The following is a 17,092-nucleotide window of genomic DNA, read 5'->3' as shown; positions in this document are numbered from 1 at the left end:
AGGTCAGGGCCGCATCCACTGCTTTGCCGCGCCTTTCGCAACTGTGGCGTGCTTCGTAGATAGACCGGACCGTTAGCTGGGAATACGCTCCGGCACATAAGCCACTGACGGAGCGTGCCATGTCGCAGAGCGCGATTACGGCGGCCGTTTCATCCTCTTCCGATGCTGCCGGCATCTCATCTCAATCGGAACAAGCGCGGCGACGAAGCAAGACGCTGCGCGTGCCGCTGCACGTGCTGGCGGCGTTGTCCGTGGCCATCCTGCTGTTGGTGACGGTCGGCGCCCTCGGTGGGCAGACCTATCGGGGCGTGCAGGAAATCCTGAGTACGGCCGCGCTGGAAGAGACCCACTTCATCAGTGAAGCGCTGGGCAAGAAGGTCGAGAGCATTCTCGAACCGGCGGAAAGCCAGCTAACATTGCTGGCTCACAGCGATTTGCCCGCGGCCGGCACGCTGGCGAACCGACTGTCGGAGTTGCCGCTCTTTCTCGAAGCGCTCAAGCGTAACACGCTGATCGATGCCAGCTTCGTCGGTTATCCGAACGGCGAGTTCATCCTGTTCCGCCCGTTGCGCAACGCGGAGGCGCGCACGTTCTTCGATGCGCCTGCCGAGAGTACGTTGCTGGTGCAGTCGGTATCGCAGGATGCGGCCGGTGTCATGCTCGGTCTGTATCAGTTCTTCGACGCGAACGGCCGCGTCCTGGATTCGGCGTTCAAGAACGACTACCGCTTCGATCCGCGGACTAGGCCATGGTACATGGAGGTCGGGCGGGATGACGCTTCCATCCTGACCGGCCCCTATCCCTTCTTCACCACCCAGAAGGTCGGCGCGACCATGGCGCGCCGATCCGCCGATGGCAGAGCAGTGGTCGGCCTGGACTTCACCCTGCAGTCGCTCGCCGAAGCGCTCGACGGCCTTGCCATCACGCCCTCCACCGAAATCGCCGTCATCGATGCGGAACAACACGTCATCGGCTATCGCGATGCTGCCAAAATGATCGTGACGGATGAGCTCGGCGGCCTGCGCTTGGCGACCATCGATGAGTTGAACGTACCGGTCCTGGCAGGAGCCTTCTCGGCTTTGGCTGGTGGTGCGGAGCGTGGGGAACTGGAGATAGACGGCCGCGGTTGGCAGGTGATGCGCGCCGCCATTCCGGGCCGCACGGCGCACAATTTCACCTTGCTGGCGGCGATCCCGGACGACGAGCTGTTCGTCGCCGCGCGCCGGATCGTCGAGCGCCAGGCTATTGTCGGCCTTGTCATCGTGCTGGCTGCGATCGCCATCGGCTGGTGGGGGGCTCGGCTTCTGACTAGATCGCTGCATCTGTTGGTCAAGGAGACCAAGCTCATCCGCTCCTTCGATTTCCGGAGAGATACCAAGGTCCCGACCATCCTCACGGAGGTCGAAAACCTGAGCCAAGCGCTCGATACGATGAAGGGAACGATCCGCAAGTTCCTGGACATCGGCAACGCCTTGTCAGCGGAACGCGACCTCGGCGCCCTGCTTGAGCGCGTGCTGCGGGAATCGGTGCGGCTGGCTGGCGGCGATGGTGGCGTGGTCTACCTCGTGGACAAGGAGGGAGCGCACCTGGAGCCTGAGATCGCCCGTTGGCAGGGCAAGCATATGCTCGACGAGCAGATCATACTGCCGCGGCTCTCTCTGAACAGCCCGGCGCTCGTGCCGGAGATCGTCGCCGCCTTGGCTCAGGGAGAGATCATGGTTGCCAAGCGCAACCTGACCGAGGCGGAGCTGGAAGCGCTCGGCATGCGTTATGGGATGACGGCAACCGGCGCCGCGCGGGTGGGACTCGTCGCAGTGCCGCTGTTCAATCGCAAGAGGGAGCCGCTAGGGGCCCTGTTGCTGATCAAGACGCTCGGCGTCAATGATCGCTGGTCGGTGAATCCGCGCCTGCGCGAGCTCATCCGGGCAGTCAGCGGCAGTGCCGGAATCGCCATCGAGAACCACCAATTGCTGCAGGCCCAGAAGGATCTGATGAACGCGCTGATCAAACTGATCGCCGGCGCGATCGACGCGAAGTCGGCCTATACCGGCGGCCATTGCCAGCGCGTGCCGGTCCTGACCCGCATGCTGGCAGAGGCGGCCTGCGCGCAAAAGGAGGGACCGTTCAAGGACTTCCAGCTCTCCGAAGAGGAATGGGAAGCGGTGGATATTGCATCCTGGCTGCATGATTGCGGCAAGGTGACGACGCCCGAATATGTGGTCGACAAGGCAACCAAGCTCGAGACCATTCATGACCGCATTCACGAGATCCGCATGCGGTTCGAGGTGCTGAAGCGCGACGTTGAGATCGCCTATTGGCAGACCGTTGCGAAAGGCGGTGACGCGGATGCGCTGCATGAAAGGATGGAAGCGGAGCTGCGTGCGCTCGATGAGGATTTCGCGTTCGTTGCCGAATGCAATGAGGGCGGCGAGGTCATGGATCCCGAGAGGATCGAGCGGCTGAAGCGGATTGCCGCGCGCACGTGGCGCCGGACGCTGGATGATCGCCTCGGCGTCTCGTTCGAGGAGAGGGAGCGCAAAAATCGCTCGGCTGCTTCCGATCTGCCGGTCGAAGAGAAGCTGTTGGCGGATCGTGAGGACCACATCACCTACCGCGCACCGCATGAGATCATCGGCAGGGAGAATCCGTGGGGCATTCGCGTCGAAACGCCGACGTACAAGTTCAATCGCGGTGAGATCTACAATCTCAGCATTGGACGCGGCACCCTCACGCCCGAGGAGCGCTACATCATCAATGACCACATGACCCAGACCATCATGATGCTGGAAAGCCTTCCGCTGCCGCGTCATCTGCGCAACGTGCCCGAGATCGCAGGCGGCCATCATGAGAAGATGAATGGCAAAGGCTATCCCAAGCGCCTTACGCGCGATCAGATGTCTCCGGTCGCGCGCATGATGGCGATCGCCGACGTGTTCGAGGCGCTGACCGCGGCCGATCGCCCTTACAAGAAGGCGAAGACGTTGAGCGAGGCCATCCGGATCATGGCCAACATGAAGCGTGACCATCATCTGGACCCGGACCTGCTCGATCTCTTCCTGACCTCAGGCGTGTGGAAGAACTATGCGCACCGATTCCTGGATGTGGCACAGATCGACGAGCCGGATGTCGATGCCGTGCTGAAGACGCAACCGGCTTAGGCTACGCTGCGCGCTTTGCGGCCGGGACGTGCTGTGCGATCAGGCGGAGATCCTCGACGAAGCGGCTGTATTCCTGTGCCTTGATCTCCGGATCCGGCATGCGCAGCAGAAAGGACGGATGGATGGTCACGAGGCCCGGCAGGCCATTCTGAAATTGGATGAGGTGACCGCGCGACGTGCCGATGGGGATCGTACGTCCTGCGAGGGCCCGTGCGGCGGTTGCGCCGAGTGCGACGGCCAGAGCGGGCTTGATGATATCCAGCTCCAGATTCAGCCACCATTTGCAGGCTTCGATCTCGCCGGCATTGGGCTTCTTGTGGAGACGCCTCTTGCCGCGCGGCTCGAATTTGAAATGCTTGACCGCATTGGTGACGTAGACACGGTCGCGCTTGACACCTGCGTCGGCCAAGGCGCGATCGAGAATCCGTCCGGCAGGTCCAACGAAGGGGCGGCCCTGCAGATCTTCCTGATCACCCGGCACCTCGCCAACCATCATGACCGGTGCGTGTGCAGGTCCCTCGCCGAACACAGTTTGTGTCGCGAAGCGATAGAGAGGGCAGCGCTGACAAGTCTTCGCGTCCTTGGCGACGCTGGTGAGTGAGAGGCGCGCGGTCATCGCCGGCTCCGGATTGGGACGTTGCTCCGGAAACAGCCACGAAGCGGATCGGTTCCTGGCCCTTTAGAGGCGAGCGCCGGCCGGCGCGGCCTCGCGCTTCTCCGTCATCACGACCTCGGTCGCAGGGCGCGGCCTCAGCAGATTGCGCTCCACATTCTCCAGATGCATGCGCATGGCGGCTGCGGCGCGATTGAGATCGCGATTCTCGATCGCATCGACGATTGCCTCGTGATCCTCGAAGGAATGATGGTTGGGTGCCGGCTTCACCTTCTCTACGCGCAGCCGTCCCCACACCACAGCGCGGCGCACGGCGTTCAGCGTATCGAGCAGTGCCAGGAGCAGCGAGTTCTGCGTCGCCTCAGCGATCACGCGGTGCAGCCGGTTGTCCCATGCTTCGTACTGCCGCCAGGTCTGCGCGGCACGGGTGCGCTGCATGCAAAGGTGCATCTCCGCGATGTGAGCGGAGGTCGCGTTGAGCGCGGCCATCCGCGCCACTTCCGGCTCCAGCACCAGGCGCGTGCGCATCACCTCTGTGGGATTGGTGCGGCGCGTGATCGCCGCGACATCCGCCATTGTCTCGATCGGCCGGCTGCCGATGAAGGTCCCTTTGCCGACATGGCGCCAGATCTGATTCTCCGATTCGAGCACGGCCAAAGCCTTGCGCAGGCCGGCGCGGGTGACGCCCAGCGTCTGTGCAAGATCGCGTTCGGGCGGCAAGCGGCTGTCGAGCGGCATCTCGATCTGCGCGAGATAAGCGCGCAGTCGAGCAAGGGCTGTCCCAGTAGCGATTTCGTCGTTCATAGCAAGAACCAATCACGGAATTGGTCTGCAGAATATCTGCGCAAACATTAGACATTGCAAGCGTGTCGAAGATCAAGCCTTGCAACCAAGCTTAACCATTGTAAGATTGGTTTCAGAACAAAGCCAGAGCCCAAAGGCTCATCTTCAACGGGCGAACGGGAGGAACGGATGAATATGTGGATGAAGGGCCTGCGTGGCCCGCTCACGGCCGCGACCATTGCGCTGGCGTCGCTCGGCTGGTCTGGACTGGCATCGGCGGCCTCGCAGATGCATGTCGCGTTCGGCGACATCGCGACTGTGGAATCGCTCAACTTCCTGATCGCGCTCGAGCGCGCGAAGGAACGCGGCGTCGACGTCAAGGTCACCTTCTTCAAGTCGGAGGATGTCGCCGCCCAGGCCGTCGTCGGCGGCGAAGCGGACATCGGTGTCGGGACACCTTATGCGCTGATCCAGAAGGTCAAGGCGCCGATCCGGCTGTTCTATCAGATGAGTTCGCTGCGCTTTTTCCCGATCGTGAACACCGAATTCTATAAGGACTGGAAGGACCTCGACGGGCAGGAGATCGCGGTGCATGCGCGCGGCTCCGGCACTGAAGCCATCATGAAGCTGATGGCGCAGAAGCACGGCATCACCTACAGCAACGTCAGCTACGTGCCCGGTGCGGAGGTGCGCGCCGGCGCGCTGCTGCAGGGCAATATCAAGGCCTCGATCGTCGATTCGACCAACAAGAACCTGCTCGAGGAGAAAGCGCCGGGCAAGTTCGCAGTCCTGCCGACGGAGGGCGTCAACGCGACCGACGAAGCGCTCTATGCCAATACCGAGTTCCTGAATGAGAACGCCGAAGCGGTGCAGATCCTGGTGGAGGAGCTGCTGAAGACCTGGCGCGAGATCAACGCCAATCCCAAGGTCGTCGCCGATCTGCGCAAGAAATACAATCTGCTGGCGGATCTGCCGGCGGATCTCGAAAGCGAGGTGGTGCCGTACTATGAGGAATCGGTGCCGACCGGCGCGTTCCCCAACAATGGCGGCAGCGAACAGGCGGCCAAGGACGACTTCGAATTCTACGCGCTGGCGGGCCAGATCGAAGGCGATCCTGCCAGCTTGAAGGTCGAGGATTTCTGGACCTTTGAGCCGCTGAACAAGGCGCTCGCCAAGGTCGGCACGCAGTAAGCGCGCGAGGTTTCAAGCGATGGATGCCAGGCTCGAAGATCCCATTGCGGCACAGCTCGCCGCGCAGCCGGGGGAGGCGGCCCGCAGCCGCCACCAAATCCTGTGGTGGCGGCTGGCATCCATCGCTCTGTTCTGCGGCGCGTGGGAGGTTGCCGGGCGTGTGCCCATCAACCTTGCCTTTCCCACCTTCTCCTCGACCATCATGGCTTTCGGCGAAATGGTCGCCGACGGCACGATGCTCAAGGCCTACGGCCTGACGTTGCAGCCGCTCGTCATCGGCCTCATCGTCTCCGCCGTGCTGGGCATCTCGACCGGCGTCGCGATGGGACTGCGTAAGAGCGTCGAATGGATGGCCGCGCCGATCTTCATTGTGCTGCAGGCGGCACCGGTGGCGGCGGTCATCCCGATGGTGACCTTTGTCTATGGCATCGGCTTGACGGCGAAGGTGATCTCCGTCTGTCTGCTGGCGCTGCCGGTGATCGTGCTCAACAGCTACAAGGCGGTCGCCAACGTCAATCCGTCCCTGATCACCATGTGCAGCTCGTTTCTCGGCTCGCGCTGGCAGCAGATCATCAAGATCATCCTGCCGGATGCGAGCCCGGTGATCTTCGCGGGTCTAAGACTGGGAATCGGAGCGGGCTTCGTCGGTATCATCCTGGCCGAACTGCTGATCACACCGACCGGGATCGGCGATCTCATCACCTATCATCGCGCGGTCGCGAACTACGGGCACATGTATGCCGCCACCGCCTCCATCATCGTGTTCTCCGCTTTCACCTTGAGCGCGCTCCAATGGGTGGAGGAGAGCTGGATCCGGCCGGAAAAGAAGAGGTCCTGACGTATTATGGTCGCTGTCACCCGCAAAGTCCCACGCGCCGCCGACCCGCATGGAGAGAATATGGCCAGCCTTGAGAGCATCATCTCGGTCCGCGGCATCAACAAGATCTATCCGGGCCAGGTCCATGCGCTCAAGGACGTAGACCTCGATTTCTCCGCCGGTGCCCTCACCAGCCTGCTGGGACCGAGCGGCTGCGGCAAGACGACATTGCTGAAGATCATCGCGGGATTGCTGGAGCCGAGCACAGGCGATGTGCTGGTCAAGGGCCGTAAGGTGACAGGGCCGGGGCCGGAACGTGCCTTCGTGTTCCAGGATTTCGCGCTGATGCCCTGGGCGACGGTGCTGCGCAATGTCGGGTTCGGCCTGGAGCTGCGTGGCGTGGCGGAAGCTAAGCGGCACGAGACCGCGCGGCGCTATATCGAGCAGGTCGGCCTTGCCGGCTTCGAAGACAAGTACCCGCATGAGCTGTCCGGCGGCATGCGTCAGCGTGTCGGCTTGGCGCGCGCTCTGGCCGTGGATGCCGACGTCCTGCTGCTGGATGAGCCGTTCTCCGCGGTCGATGAACAGACCCGCCGCAAGTTCCAGGAAGATTTGCTGCGCCTGCGCGAGGTCGAACGCAAGACCTTCATCTTTGTCACGCACAGCATCGAGGAGGCCGTCTACCTCTCCGATCGCATTGTGCTGCTGTCGCGCCGGCCGGGGCGCGTCTCGCAAGTGATCACCCCGCAGATCGACCGCTCCGGCTCGCCCGATGAGATCCGCCGCGACCGCGCCTATCTCGATACGGTCGAGGAGATCTGGCAGGGCCTTCGGCACTTCGTGGATTGAGGGGGGACCATGACTCTGTTCGGCTACCGCGTGCCGATGATGAGCTCGCTCATCCTGTGGTGCCTGATCTGGGAGATCGTCGGGCGCCTGGAGCTGGTGTTGCTGTTTCCGCCCTTCAGCGGTGTGCTCGCCGCCCTGGTCGAGCTGGTGCAGAGCCCGAAGTTCCTCGCTGCCACCTGGACCACGCTGACGACGTTCTGCATCGGAATGGCGCTGGCGATTGTTTGCGGCATTGCCCTCGGTGTCCTGATGGGGCGGGTGAAGGCAGCCGAGAATCTGCTTGGCATGTGGGTGAACGTGTTCGCCAGCGCGCCACTGTCCGCCCTGGTGCCGGTGCTCATGATCCTGTTCGGCATGGGCGCGAAGACCATCGTGGTCAGCGTGTTCCTGTTCGCGATCTGGATCATCGCGCTCGACACGCAGGCGGGGGTCAAGCACATCACGCCCTCTCTCATCGACATGGCCCGCAGCTTCGGCGCCGGACGGCGCGACGTCTACGCCAAGATCATCCTGTGGGCCGCGCTGCCGGAGATCCTGGCCGGCATCCGCCTCGGCTTCATCCGCGGGGTCAAGGGTGTGGTCATCGGTCAGTTGCTGGTCTCGATCATCGGCTACGGCGAGCTGTTCGAGCTCTATTCGCGCAGCTTCCTGATGGAGGAATTCTGGGCGCTGACCATCGTGCTGTTCGCCTTCGCGCTGCTGGTAGCGGAGCTGGTCGGCATGCTTGAGAAACGCATCGAATATTATGCAGGAGTGAGACAATGAATATTGAGAACAGCCGTTACATCTTCGCGCCGCATTCGCTGCCGACGTTGCCGATCCGCGGTTCGGACAAGCTGTTCCCGGTGCATCGCATTTATTGTGTCGGGCGGAATTATGCCGAGCATGCCATCGAGATGGGCCACGATCCCAATCGCGAGGCGCCGTTCTTTTTCCAGAAGAACCCCGACACGTTGGTACTGAGCGGCGGGACCTTCCCTTATCCCGACGCGTCCAAAGATGTGCATCACGAGCTGGAAATGGTGGTCGCGCTGAAATCCGGCGGCAAGGACATCCGACAGGATCAGGCATTGGCCCACGTCTTCGGCTATGCAGTCGGCCTGGACATGACGCGGCGCGATCTCCAGGGTGAGGCAAAGAAGCTCGGCCGTCCCTGGGAAGTCGGCAAGGCGTTCGAGTCCGCAGCGCCCTGCTCGGAGATCGTGCCGGCTTCCGTCGTCGGTCATCCGTCGCAAGGTGCCGTCTGGCTGGAGATCAACGGCGAGGTGCGCCAGAAGGGCGATCTCAACCAGCTCATCTGGAAGGTGCCGGAGATGATCGCCTATCTCTCCGGCCTGTTCGAATTGCGCGCCGGCGATCTCATCTTCTCTGGCACGCCGGCCGGCGTCGGGCCTGTGAAGCGCGGCGACGTGCTCCATGGCGGCGTCGATGGCGTAGGGGAGTTGCGGGTAACGGTCGGATAACGCCTGATCTCAGCGCTGGTGAGGCTTTCGGGCGAACTCGCCACGCAGCCAACCTTGCACTGCTGCGATCGGCTCGGTCAGAGGCCGCTCGGGACCGCGCACCAGATGCAGCGTGAATCCGTCGATCTCCGGCCCGAACGGCACAACGAGTGTCCGCGTCGCCAACTCCTCCTGCACCAGCAGCATGCTGTGCAGCGCGACGCCGTTGCCGGCCACCGCTGCCTGGATCGCGTGCGTCTCGTCACTGAAGCGCAGCCCCGCGCGTGCGTCGATGCCGTCCAGGCCGGCGATCTTCAGCCAGTGGCGCCAAGTCGGATTCCTGGGATCGTTGCGGCGCCAGTCCGAGTGGATCAAGGTCGCTGAGCGCAGGTCGCTCGGTTTCTTGAGACCGAGACGCGGGCTCGCTACCGGCGCAAACCGATCGATGGTCAACGGCTCCGCGATCAGATCGGGGTAGGAGCTGCGCCGCCCGTAGCGCAGCGCAAGATCCGCGACGCCGCTTTTCACGTCCACGACATCCAAAGTTGCCAATAAGGTCAAATCGATGTTCGGCCGCGCCTTGCGGAACGCGGCAATGCGCGGCACCAGCCACTTGGCGGCAAAGGCCGGTGTTGCCGAGAGCGTGACCGTGGTGCGCCGGCTCTTGCGCGTGAGTCCCTCGATGGTGCGCGCGAAGGCATCGAATCCGTCGGTCAGGACCGGCAGTAGCACGTGCCCCTCTGGCGTCAATACCACCTGCCGCGTTCGCCGCTCGAACAAGGGCGTGCCGATCGCCTGTTCCAGCTGCCGAATCTGGTGGCTGATCGCAGTCGGCGTGACGTGCAGCTCCTCCGCCGCACGCTTGAAGCTGGAATGGCGCGCGGCTGCTTCGAAGGCTCGTAAGGTGGCGAGGGGCGGCAGGCGTCTCATTGGCGATCTCATGAATGAATTGAACTCATCCATCCCCTGAAGAGCATGATTTTGTCAATGTGGGCGGGGTCCTCCATCTAGTGATCAAACAGTCACGATGGAGAGACTGAGATCATGGCCCAACTCAAGAGCCGCAGGATCGTTCTCGCCTCGCGTCCGATCGGCGCGCCAAGATCTGACAATTTCCGTCTGCTCGAAGAGGACATTCCAGATCCCAGGGGCGGCGAGGTGCTGCTGAAGACGCTGTGGCTGTCGCTCGATCCCTACATGCGCGGGCGCATGAGTGATGCAAAATCCTATGCGGAGCCGATCGGGATCGGCGACGTGATGCCAGGCGGAACCGTCAGCAAGGTCCTCGCGTCGCGAAACAAGGCACTCGCGGTCGGCGACATCGTGCTCGGCTATACCGGCTGGCAGGATTACGCGGTGTCAGACGATACCGGATTGCGGAAGGTCGATCCCACGCTCGCGCCGATCTCGACCGCGCTTGGCGTGCTCGGCATGCCGGGCATGACCGCCTACACCGGCCTGCTCAACATCGGCAAGCCGAAAGCCGGCGAGACAGTGGTGGTTGCGGCGGCGAGCGGCGCGGTCGGTTCAATCGTCGGTCAGATCGCCAAGCTGAAAGGCTGCCGGGTCATCGGGATCGCGGGCGGTGCCGGCAAGGTGCGGTATCTCACCGAGGAGCTGGGCTTCGACGTGGGGCTGGATCATCGCTCGCCGAATCTTACCGAACAGCTCCAGGCGGCAGCACCGAACGGAATCGACATCTACTTCGAAAATGTCGGCGGCCATGTCTGGGATGCCGTCTTCCCGCTCCTCAACAACTTCGCGCGCGTGCCGGTGTGCGGTCTGATTGCACATTACAACGACACAGGCCCCGGGCCAGGCCCTGATCGTTTGCCGGGCATGATGAACACGATCCTCTACAAGCGCCTCACTGTGCAGGGCTTCATCGTGCTCGACTTCGACTCTCAGACCGACGCCTTCCTGCGCGAGGTCGCGCGCTGGGTGAGGGAGGGCAAGATCAAACATCGCGAAGACATCGTGACCGGCCTCGAGCGTGCGCCGGCTGCCCTTGCCGGCCTCTTGGAGGGCCGGAACTTCGGAAAACTGCTGGTCAAAGTCGCCGAGAGCTAATCACTCAGGAGCTACGCTATGAAACTGCTGCACATTGCTTCCAGTGCCCGGCCCGACAGCTCGGATCGCAGCCCGTACGGCTCGCACACGCGTCGCCTCACCGACCGTTTCGTCCGGCGTTGGCTGGCGAACCGGCCGGGCGATTTGGTGGCCTATCGCGATGTCGGCCAATCGCCGCCTAGTCCGGTCACGGCCAAGTGGATCCACGCGGCCTTCACCAAGCCAGACCAGCGCGAGCCCTGGATGCACGCGGTACTGGCTGAGAGCGATGCGCTGGTGGACGAGCTGCTCGCCGCCGACCTGATCGTCGCCGGCGTGCCGATGTACAACTTCGGCATGCCGGCGCAGTTCAAGGCCTACATCGACAACATCGTGCGGGTCGGACGCACCTTCGGCTTCGACCGGTCACGGCCAGGCGATCCGTACTGGCCGATGCTGGCCGGTCTGGAAAAGCGGCTCGTCGTGCTCAGCGCGCGCGGGGATCACGGCTATGATCCCGGCGGGCGGCAGGCTCACGTGAATCATGTGGAAGGCGGCGTGCGTGACGTCTTCGGCTATCTCGGCGTCACGGATTTCCACAGCATCGCGATCGAGTATGACGAGTTTGCCGATGAACGGCTGCAAGCCTCGATCGCCGCAGCCGAGCAGGCCGTCGATGCGCTCGTCGAGCGTTTGTCAAGGGAGGTTGGAGAGCGGAAGGCCGCGTGACCCACTTGACCGGGAGGCCGAGGCGGCAGGATGATCCGGCCTGCCTCCCTGTTCCAAGCCCGCAATGCCTCGCCCGGACAAGCGCCCCAACATTCTCCTCGTGATGTTCGACCAGATGGCGGCCTTGTCGCTGCCGGTCTACGGGCATCCCATCGTGCGAGCGCCGCATATGACACGGCTGGCGGCGCGGGGCACGCTGTTCGCGAACGCCTATTGCGCATCACCGCTGTGCTCGCCGGCGCGGTTCGCAATGCTGACGGGCCGGTTGCCCAGCCGGATCGGCGCCTATGACAATGCGGTGGAGCTGCCGGCAGGCGTGCCGACGCTGCTGCATCATCTGCGCAATGCGGGCTATCGCACCTGCCTCTCCGGCAAGATGGATTTCACCGGCGCCGATCAACTCCACGGATACGAGGAGCGGCTCACCACCGATCTTTCGCCATCGGACTTCGGCTGGGTGCCGGACTGGGAGCATCCGGAGACGGTCCAACCCTGGTTCCACACGCTGCATTCCGTGGCGGAGGCGGGGCCGTGCGATCATTCGCTGTCGCTGCGATATGACGAGGAGGCGTGCCTGCAGGCCGTGCACTGGCTGCACGCCGCGGCGGACCGGCCGGACGGCAGGCCATTCATGCTGACCCTCTCCATCATGCATCCACACGATCCCTACCAGGCGCTGCGGCCGTTCTGGGACCTGTACCAGGATTCCGAGATCGACATGCCGGACTTGCCCCGGCGCAGTGCCAAGGATCGGAATCCGGTGGAGCGGCGGATGCACGCGCTCTACGACCGCGACGAGGTCCCGATCTCTCCGGCACAGGTTCGCCGGGCGCGCCGTGCCTATTACGCCATGTTGAGCTATTGCGACGATGTGCTTGGTCGATTGATGCGGGCGCTGGAGGTTGGCGGGATCAGCGACGACACGATGGTCATCGTGACCTCCGACCACGGCGACATGCTGGGCGAGCGCGGGCTGTGGTACAAGATGACGTTTTACGAGCGCGCCGTGCGCGTGCCCTTGCTGCTCGCCGGGCCAGGAATAAGGCCGCGCCAGAGGATCAAGGAAGCGGTCTCCCACCTCGATCTCTTGCCGACCCTCGCTGCCCTTATCGGCGCCAGGCTTGAGCACAGGGAGCTAGCCGGGCGTGATTTGTCGCCGGTTGTGAAAGGCGAAGCGGCGGCACGGGTCGACATTCGCGGTGAATATCTGGCGGAGGGCTATGACGCGCCAGTCGTGATGGTCCGCCGCGGTTCGCACAAGTTCGTGCATTCCGTCACCGATGGATCCGAGCTCTACGATCTCGCGCGCGATCCGGTAGAACTGCGCAACCTGGCGCTGGAGCCTGCATATGCGGGCATGGTTGCGGACCTGCTGCGCGCCGCGGAGCAGCACTGGGACTTCGGCCGGCTTCGATCGGATGTTATCGCGAGCCAGCGGCAGCGGCGCATGATCCACGCTGCCTTGACCACAGGCCGCATCGCGCCGTGGGACTATGCCCCGAAAACCGACGCAGCGGATTCCTATTATCGCAACTACGATCCGACACGGCCTGATCCGGACCGCGCGCTGCGCCGGCCCCGCAGGTAAGGCGCCGGCCCGCCAATTCCCTGGGCAGCCGCCTGCTCAAAGCCTGTGCAGTGTTCCTATCCAGAACGATGAAAGCCCAGAAATTCGCACGATTCCGAGCAGGAGCGCATTGGTACGGTTCCTGCTTGTTGAGGCCCGAACGCGAGGTTCAAAGTCAATGGGAGGCTGGGATCTCGAAACACCGGCAGGTGGGCTGGCCAAGGCTCCTGATCTCCTGGGTGTGGCCCGCTTGGCGTGTTGCGGCCGGCGGCGTGAGCCGCCGGCCAAAGCTTCCACTCGAATCTTCCGGAGTACCGCCAGCACTCCGAAGAGACGGCCCGGTGACGCCTTCGGGTTTCACCGGGCCGTTACTGTTTCGGTGCTGTTCAGCGCATCGCGCAGGCGCAGCAGGTCATTCCTGAGAGGGCGCAATGCCGGATCAGCCTGCCGGGCCTCGCGCGCAGTCGCCGAAGTGCCGATCGAACAGGCGCATATCGTCTGCTCTCATTCGCATGCGACCCGCGGCAACATCAACGTTGTCCTTGGCGTCGCCTGATCGAAAGAAAGAAAACGCCCGGCGGACAAATCCGCCGGGCGTCGCAGCGTCACGTCACGATCGACAGCTTACTGCGTCGGAGCCGGTGCGTTCTCCTGCTGCGTCTGCATCTGAGCCGCATCGGCTTCGGCCTTCTGGGCTTCCTGGGTCTTGAAGTCTGGGGCCGCCTTCAGCTGGTCTTGGTTGTACTGGATCTTAGCTACTTCGGCATCCGACTGGATGTCGACTTCGCTCCACTGTAGGCCTACCTGCTTCGCGCCGACTCCGAGCACGCCGCCAACAGAGAGGACCATGCCGGTGGCCTTGCCATCCTTGTCGAACAGGATGTCCTTCACGGTGCCAACCTTGTCGCCGTTTGTGTCATAGACCTCCATGCCGATCAGCTTTTCAGCACGCACCTGATCGGCAGCCTGTGCCGGAATGACCGCTTCGCTCGGTGGTGGCGAAGCCGCCTGCTCGGTCTCGGCCGTTGTCGGCGCGGCCGGATCCGTGGTGGGCTGCTGCTGAGTCATGTCACCTGCCGGCGCCTGGTCCGCGGGCTGCGCGGGCGTAGTTTGCTCGGCCGGCGGCGTGATCGTCGTCGGCTGAGTCGCCTCTTGCGCCAGAGCTGGAAATGCGGCAAGCGAAGCGACCGTCGAGAGCAAGAAGAATTTCTTCAACATCTGACGCTCCTTCCTGAGTGTAACGTCTCGCCAGGCAACGCCCGGCGACGCAAGAAAAACACAGGGCTTCACATGCCAGTTCCCGGCGCCGCCGGGCACGCGGGAATGTGATGGCTCGCGGCCCCGTCCGGTGACCCAATAAGACCTTGCAATCCGCGGAAAATCACAGAAAAGTCACGCGCCAAGCGGCGAGGCGTCGCAGCCTCGATCAGCGTCCGGATTGGCGCCCTTCAATCGCGCCCAGAACCTCGTCGATGCGGTCGCGCGCCAGTTCGCAATCGTGCGTGCTGCCGGCAATGAAAAGGCGGCCGCTGGCGCCGATCATCTGCAGGTCGACCAAAGTGATTCCGGGTGCCGCCTTCTCCGCTTCGTTCGCTGCGACGGTGGCGAACAGCGCCGGCTCCAGCTCGTAGACCAGCAGCGATTTGCCCGGCAGCAGCATGGACGCTTCGCGCGTGCGGTTGAGGATGATGGCGTGCTGGTCCGCCACGTTCTCGATGATGTCGGCGAACAAGGTGCGCGGCTTAAACTGATCCGTTGGCTTGCGGCCGATGCCGCTCAGGATTGCCTGCCCCGCCGAGCGAAGCGAGTCGAGATCGGAATGATGCAGCTCCATCAGGCCGTATTGCCGCTCGACATAGAGTAGACCCGGCTCCATGTCCGGCGCGCTCTTCAGCGCCAGATCGCAGATGCGATGGATCGCGAGGGCCGGCGCCACTTCGATGATCAGGCTGTGCTCGCCCTCCATCGGAGGATAGCCACGCGCACGCATGGGCGTCGCCATATAGGCCGCGAACTGCCGCGCCAGCGATTCGATCGGGAGGTAGACACGAAGCTCAGTCATTGAAAGCTCCGCATCGCGGACTCACGCAACCTGAATCCCTTCCCCCAGGCTGGGGGAGGGCCGGGGCGGGGGAAGCGAGCGAAGATTCCCTGCCAGGGAGGCGCGGCTTACCCCTCCCTGACCCTCCCCCATATCGGAGGAGGGGGCTAAGAGCAGAGCGAAGGAATCGGCGCGCCACCACGAAGTCCTTAAGCAAACGCCCTTACTTCCCCGGCACCGTCGTGAAGTGCTTGGCAAGATCGGCGTGCGGGCGCGGGATCACGTGGACCGAGACCAGCGTGCCGACGCTGTTCGCCGCTTCCGACCCGGCCTCGGTCGCGGCCTTCACCGCGCCGACATCGCCGTTGATGATGACGGCGACCAGGCCGTCGCCGACCTGCTCGCGGCCGACGATGGTGACGTTCGCCGCCTTGACCATGGCGTCGGCAGCCGCCAATGCCGCGACGAAGCCCTTGGTTTCGATCATGCCGATTGCGTTGGACATCTCACTCTCCGTTCTTCAGTTGGAGTTGCGTTATTTTTTCTTGTTGGCGCCGCTGGGCTGATCCAGCGAGCCGATGATGAGCGCGTCGATCGGGATCTTGCCGCCGCCCAGCCAGGCGGCCGCGGTGGAGCCGGTCACCACCATGACCTCTTCCCCTTCGCCGCAACCCAGAACATCCAGCGCCATGATGCGGCTTCCGCCCTCGGTCTCCACCTCCAGGAAGGCGCCGGACGGGATGTGATCGATCCGCTTGGTGGCCCAGTACCGGCCGATGACGTGACCGCGTATCATGGCTTCATCCTTTCGAACGTAAGGCCGAGGCTGCGCGCGCGATCCTTGGCCAGGGGCGTGACGGTGACGCCCGGCCCCAGCACCAGACGCGAGAGACCGCGAGGCAGTTTGTTGAGGGAGGATTCCGTGACAACACCGCTGTCGATGCGGTGAGACTGAGCGACCGGGGCAGTCGCTTGAAGAGCGGGCGTTGCAGCAGGTTGCGTCGCAGGGCGAGCCAGCCGGAAGGGATAGCGCCCCGCCGCGATCTCCTTCGCTTTGGCGGGATCGCTTGCGAGCGACAAGACGCGGCGGGCAAAGGCGACCAGATCGGCATCGCTTGCGATGGTGACGCGTTCTTCCGAAAGCGGCGGAGCAGCGTTGGTCGAGGGCTTTCGGATCGCCGCAACCTCTTCGGCGATCACCGACTTGACCAGCTCGCGCAGGAGGCTCTTGTCGATCATGCCGCCAGCCTCGACAGGTTCTGCAGCGCTTCCTCTGCTGCTGCTGCGGCACTGCGCACGGATGATTCTTCGCCGGAGAGATAGACGCGGCCCGTGGCACCGACCATGCGATAATCGATGATCTTGATATCGGCATACTTCTCCGCCTCGTTGGCGGCAAGGATGGCGTAGCTTGCCGGCTGCATCTCCAGCACGAACAATGATTCGCCGGGGAGGATCATGGAGCCGAGCTTGTTCCGGTTGATGAGGAAGGCGTGCACCGGATCGACGCGCGTGACGATCTTGGAGGCGAGAATCTGCGGCCGCGTCGCCTGGCTCTCGTCGGCTTCCAGCGATTCGAGGACGGCCTGAGCTGCTGCCTTGACCAGCCCGGTCGAGCGCGAATGGAACTCGAGATAGCCGAACTGCCGCTCGACCACCAGGATGCCGCCGCCGACCTCGGCGTATTTGAGCGCGACGTTGGTCAGAGGCTCGATGTCGAGACCCGGCGCCACCTCGATGATCTGCGCCGCCATGTTGGTGCGCGGCAGCCTTCCGCGCATCCACGTCGCCATGTAGCACAGAGTCTGCGGTTGCAGCTGGTCGATGAAGATGAAGGAGCGCAACTCGGCCAT

General features: G+C 63.5%; 18 protein-coding genes. 9 read left to right on the top strand and 9 right to left on the bottom strand.

The window, feature by feature from the left end; translation table 11 throughout:
* The first annotated feature begins 119 nt into the window (after nucleotides 1–119).
* Nucleotides 120–3,158, top strand: coding sequence for an HD domain-containing phosphohydrolase (locus DTX69_RS01955; protein ID WP_119299793.1), 3,039 nt, complete (start codon nucleotides 120–122; stop codon nucleotides 3,156–3,158).
* Nucleotide 3,159: 1 nt separating this feature from the next.
* On the opposite strand, the gene DTX69_RS01950 is transcribed toward DTX69_RS01955, so the two are convergent.
* Together DTX69_RS01950 and DTX69_RS01945 are read right to left on the bottom strand one after the other, a co-directional pair.
* Nucleotides 3,160–3,774: a UdgX family uracil-DNA binding protein gene (locus DTX69_RS01950; protein WP_119299792.1), complete on the bottom strand. Its 615-nt coding sequence runs from the start codon at nucleotides 3,772–3,774 to the stop codon at nucleotides 3,160–3,162.
* 63 nt (nucleotides 3,775–3,837) lie between these two features.
* Nucleotides 3,838–4,575 (bottom strand): FadR/GntR family transcriptional regulator, encoded by a 738-nt coding sequence (locus tag DTX69_RS01945; RefSeq protein WP_119299791.1) that lies wholly within the window; start codon nucleotides 4,573–4,575, stop codon nucleotides 3,838–3,840.
* 168 nt (nucleotides 4,576–4,743) lie between these two features.
* Here DTX69_RS01945 and DTX69_RS01940 point away from each other — a divergent pair, with 168 nt between their 5' ends.
* The 5 genes from DTX69_RS01940 to DTX69_RS01920 are packed head-to-tail and all read left to right on the top strand — an operon-like array spanning nucleotide 4,744 to nucleotide 8,874.
* Nucleotides 4,744–5,745, top strand: a complete 1,002-nt coding sequence (locus DTX69_RS01940) for an ABC transporter substrate-binding protein (protein WP_119299790.1) — start codon at nucleotides 4,744–4,746, stop codon at nucleotides 5,743–5,745.
* A gap of 19 nt (nucleotides 5,746–5,764) precedes the next feature.
* Nucleotides 5,765–6,583, top strand: coding sequence for an ABC transporter permease (locus DTX69_RS01935; RefSeq protein WP_119299789.1), 819 nt, complete (start codon nucleotides 5,765–5,767; stop codon nucleotides 6,581–6,583).
* A 60-nt stretch (nucleotides 6,584–6,643) separates the two neighbouring features.
* Nucleotides 6,644–7,411 carry an ABC transporter ATP-binding protein gene (locus DTX69_RS01930; protein WP_284735490.1) on the top strand — a complete coding sequence of 256 codons (768 nt, stop codon included), beginning with the start codon at nucleotides 6,644–6,646 and terminating at the stop codon, nucleotides 7,409–7,411.
* A 9-nt stretch (nucleotides 7,412–7,420) separates the two neighbouring features.
* On the top strand, nucleotides 7,421–8,176 hold the full coding sequence (locus DTX69_RS01925) for an ABC transporter permease (RefSeq protein WP_119299787.1): 756 nt from the start codon (nucleotides 7,421–7,423) through the stop codon (nucleotides 8,174–8,176).
* Entirely contained in the window at nucleotides 8,173–8,874 is a 702-nt protein-coding gene (locus DTX69_RS01920) for a fumarylacetoacetate hydrolase family protein (protein WP_119299786.1), read from the top strand. The genes DTX69_RS01925 and DTX69_RS01920 overlap by 4 nt, the downstream gene beginning before the upstream one ends.
* Nucleotides 8,875–8,883: 9 nt before the next feature.
* Here DTX69_RS01920 and DTX69_RS01915 read toward each other — a convergent pair whose 3' ends face one another.
* Complete coding sequence (locus tag DTX69_RS01915; protein WP_119300030.1) at nucleotides 8,884–9,783, bottom strand: LysR substrate-binding domain-containing protein; 900 nt, start codon at nucleotides 9,781–9,783, stop codon at nucleotides 8,884–8,886.
* Nucleotides 9,784–9,897: 114 nt separating this feature from the next.
* On the opposite strand from DTX69_RS01915, the gene DTX69_RS01910 reads away from it, so the two are divergent.
* From DTX69_RS01910 to betC, 3 genes are all read left to right on the top strand, one after another.
* Entirely contained in the window at nucleotides 9,898–10,923 is a 1,026-nt protein-coding gene (locus DTX69_RS01910; RefSeq protein WP_119299785.1) for an NADP-dependent oxidoreductase, read from the top strand.
* 18 nt (nucleotides 10,924–10,941) lie between these two features.
* Complete coding sequence (locus tag DTX69_RS01905; RefSeq protein ID WP_119299784.1) at nucleotides 10,942–11,631, top strand: FMN-dependent NADH-azoreductase; 690 nt, start codon at nucleotides 10,942–10,944, stop codon at nucleotides 11,629–11,631.
* 64 nt (nucleotides 11,632–11,695) lie between these two features.
* A complete protein-coding gene (gene betC, locus DTX69_RS01900; RefSeq protein WP_119299783.1) occupies nucleotides 11,696–13,219 on the top strand; it encodes a choline-sulfatase in 1,524 nt (507 codons plus the stop codon).
* A gap of 603 nt (nucleotides 13,220–13,822) precedes the next feature.
* Here the strand turns inward: betC and DTX69_RS01895 are convergent.
* The 6 genes from DTX69_RS01895 to DTX69_RS01870 all read right to left on the bottom strand — a co-directional run bounded on the left by DTX69_RS01895 (nucleotide 13,823) and on the right by DTX69_RS01870 (nucleotide 17,092).
* Complete coding sequence (locus DTX69_RS01895; protein WP_119299782.1) at nucleotides 13,823–14,416, bottom strand: PRC-barrel domain-containing protein; 594 nt, start codon at nucleotides 14,414–14,416, stop codon at nucleotides 13,823–13,825.
* A 208-nt stretch (nucleotides 14,417–14,624) separates the two neighbouring features.
* Nucleotides 14,625–15,260, bottom strand: a complete 636-nt coding sequence (locus DTX69_RS01890; RefSeq protein ID WP_119299781.1) for a microcompartment protein — start codon at nucleotides 15,258–15,260, stop codon at nucleotides 14,625–14,627.
* A gap of 202 nt (nucleotides 15,261–15,462) precedes the next feature.
* Complete coding sequence (locus DTX69_RS01885) at nucleotides 15,463–15,744, bottom strand: BMC domain-containing protein (RefSeq protein WP_119280364.1); 282 nt, start codon at nucleotides 15,742–15,744, stop codon at nucleotides 15,463–15,465.
* A 30-nt stretch (nucleotides 15,745–15,774) separates the two neighbouring features.
* The gene (locus DTX69_RS01880; protein WP_119299780.1) at nucleotides 15,775–16,035 is read right to left on the bottom strand and encodes a EutN/CcmL family microcompartment protein; all 261 of its coding nucleotides are present in this window, start codon (nucleotides 16,033–16,035) and stop codon (nucleotides 15,775–15,777) included.
* Nucleotides 16,032–16,478: a hypothetical protein gene (locus DTX69_RS01875; RefSeq protein WP_119299779.1), complete on the bottom strand. Its 447-nt coding sequence runs from the start codon at nucleotides 16,476–16,478 to the stop codon at nucleotides 16,032–16,034. The genes DTX69_RS01880 and DTX69_RS01875 overlap by 4 nt, the downstream gene beginning before the upstream one ends.
* A complete protein-coding gene (locus DTX69_RS01870; protein ID WP_119299778.1) occupies nucleotides 16,475–17,092 on the bottom strand; it encodes a BMC domain-containing protein in 618 nt (205 codons plus the stop codon). The genes DTX69_RS01875 and DTX69_RS01870 overlap by 4 nt, the downstream gene beginning before the upstream one ends.

Source organism: Dongia deserti, assembly GCF_003574735.1.
Classification (GTDB): domain Bacteria; phylum Pseudomonadota; class Alphaproteobacteria; order Dongiales; family Dongiaceae; genus Dongia_A; species Dongia_A deserti.
Note: the sequence above shows the minus strand (reverse complement) of the source record. Positions and strands in the feature narration are given on the sequence as shown.

Bases quoted from the DNA above. Each gene is read 5' to 3' on its own strand.
- DTX69_RS01910 (WP_119299785.1), top strand. From the start codon at position 9,898: ATGGCCCAACTCAAGAGCCGCAGGATCGTTCTCGCCTCGCGTCCGATC.
- DTX69_RS01955 (WP_119299793.1), top strand. From the start codon at position 120: ATGTCGCAGAGCGCGATTACGGCGGCCGTTTCATCCTCTTCCGATGCT.
- DTX69_RS01915 (WP_119300030.1), bottom strand. From the start codon at position 9,783: ATGAGACGCCTGCCGCCCCTCGCCACCTTACGAGCCTTCGAAGCAGCC.
- DTX69_RS01880 (WP_119299780.1), bottom strand. From the start codon at position 16,035: ATGATACGCGGTCACGTCATCGGCCGGTACTGGGCCACCAAGCGGATC.
- DTX69_RS01935 (WP_119299789.1), top strand. From the start codon at position 5,765: ATGGATGCCAGGCTCGAAGATCCCATTGCGGCACAGCTCGCCGCGCAG.
- DTX69_RS01920 (WP_119299786.1), top strand. From the start codon at position 8,173: ATGAATATTGAGAACAGCCGTTACATCTTCGCGCCGCATTCGCTGCCG.
- DTX69_RS01885 (WP_119280364.1), bottom strand. From the start codon at position 15,744: ATGTCCAACGCAATCGGCATGATCGAAACCAAGGGCTTCGTCGCGGCA.
- DTX69_RS01950 (WP_119299792.1), bottom strand. From the start codon at position 3,774: ATGACCGCGCGCCTCTCACTCACCAGCGTCGCCAAGGACGCGAAGACT.
- DTX69_RS01940 (WP_119299790.1), top strand. From the start codon at position 4,744: ATGAATATGTGGATGAAGGGCCTGCGTGGCCCGCTCACGGCCGCGACC.
- DTX69_RS01945 (WP_119299791.1), bottom strand. From the start codon at position 4,575: ATGAACGACGAAATCGCTACTGGGACAGCCCTTGCTCGACTGCGCGCT.
- DTX69_RS01905 (WP_119299784.1), top strand. From the start codon at position 10,942: ATGAAACTGCTGCACATTGCTTCCAGTGCCCGGCCCGACAGCTCGGAT.
- DTX69_RS01895 (WP_119299782.1), bottom strand. From the start codon at position 14,416: ATGTTGAAGAAATTCTTCTTGCTCTCGACGGTCGCTTCGCTTGCCGCA.
- DTX69_RS01890 (WP_119299781.1), bottom strand. From the start codon at position 15,260: ATGACTGAGCTTCGTGTCTACCTCCCGATCGAATCGCTGGCGCGGCAG.
- DTX69_RS01870 (WP_119299778.1), bottom strand. From the start codon at position 17,092: ATGGCCGAGTTGCGCTCCTTCATCTTCATCGACCAGCTGCAACCGCAG.
- DTX69_RS01930 (WP_284735490.1), top strand. From the start codon at position 6,644: ATGGCCAGCCTTGAGAGCATCATCTCGGTCCGCGGCATCAACAAGATC.
- betC (WP_119299783.1), top strand. From the start codon at position 11,696: ATGCCTCGCCCGGACAAGCGCCCCAACATTCTCCTCGTGATGTTCGAC.
- DTX69_RS01875 (WP_119299779.1), bottom strand. From the start codon at position 16,478: ATGATCGACAAGAGCCTCCTGCGCGAGCTGGTCAAGTCGGTGATCGCC.
- DTX69_RS01925 (WP_119299787.1), top strand. From the start codon at position 7,421: ATGACTCTGTTCGGCTACCGCGTGCCGATGATGAGCTCGCTCATCCTG.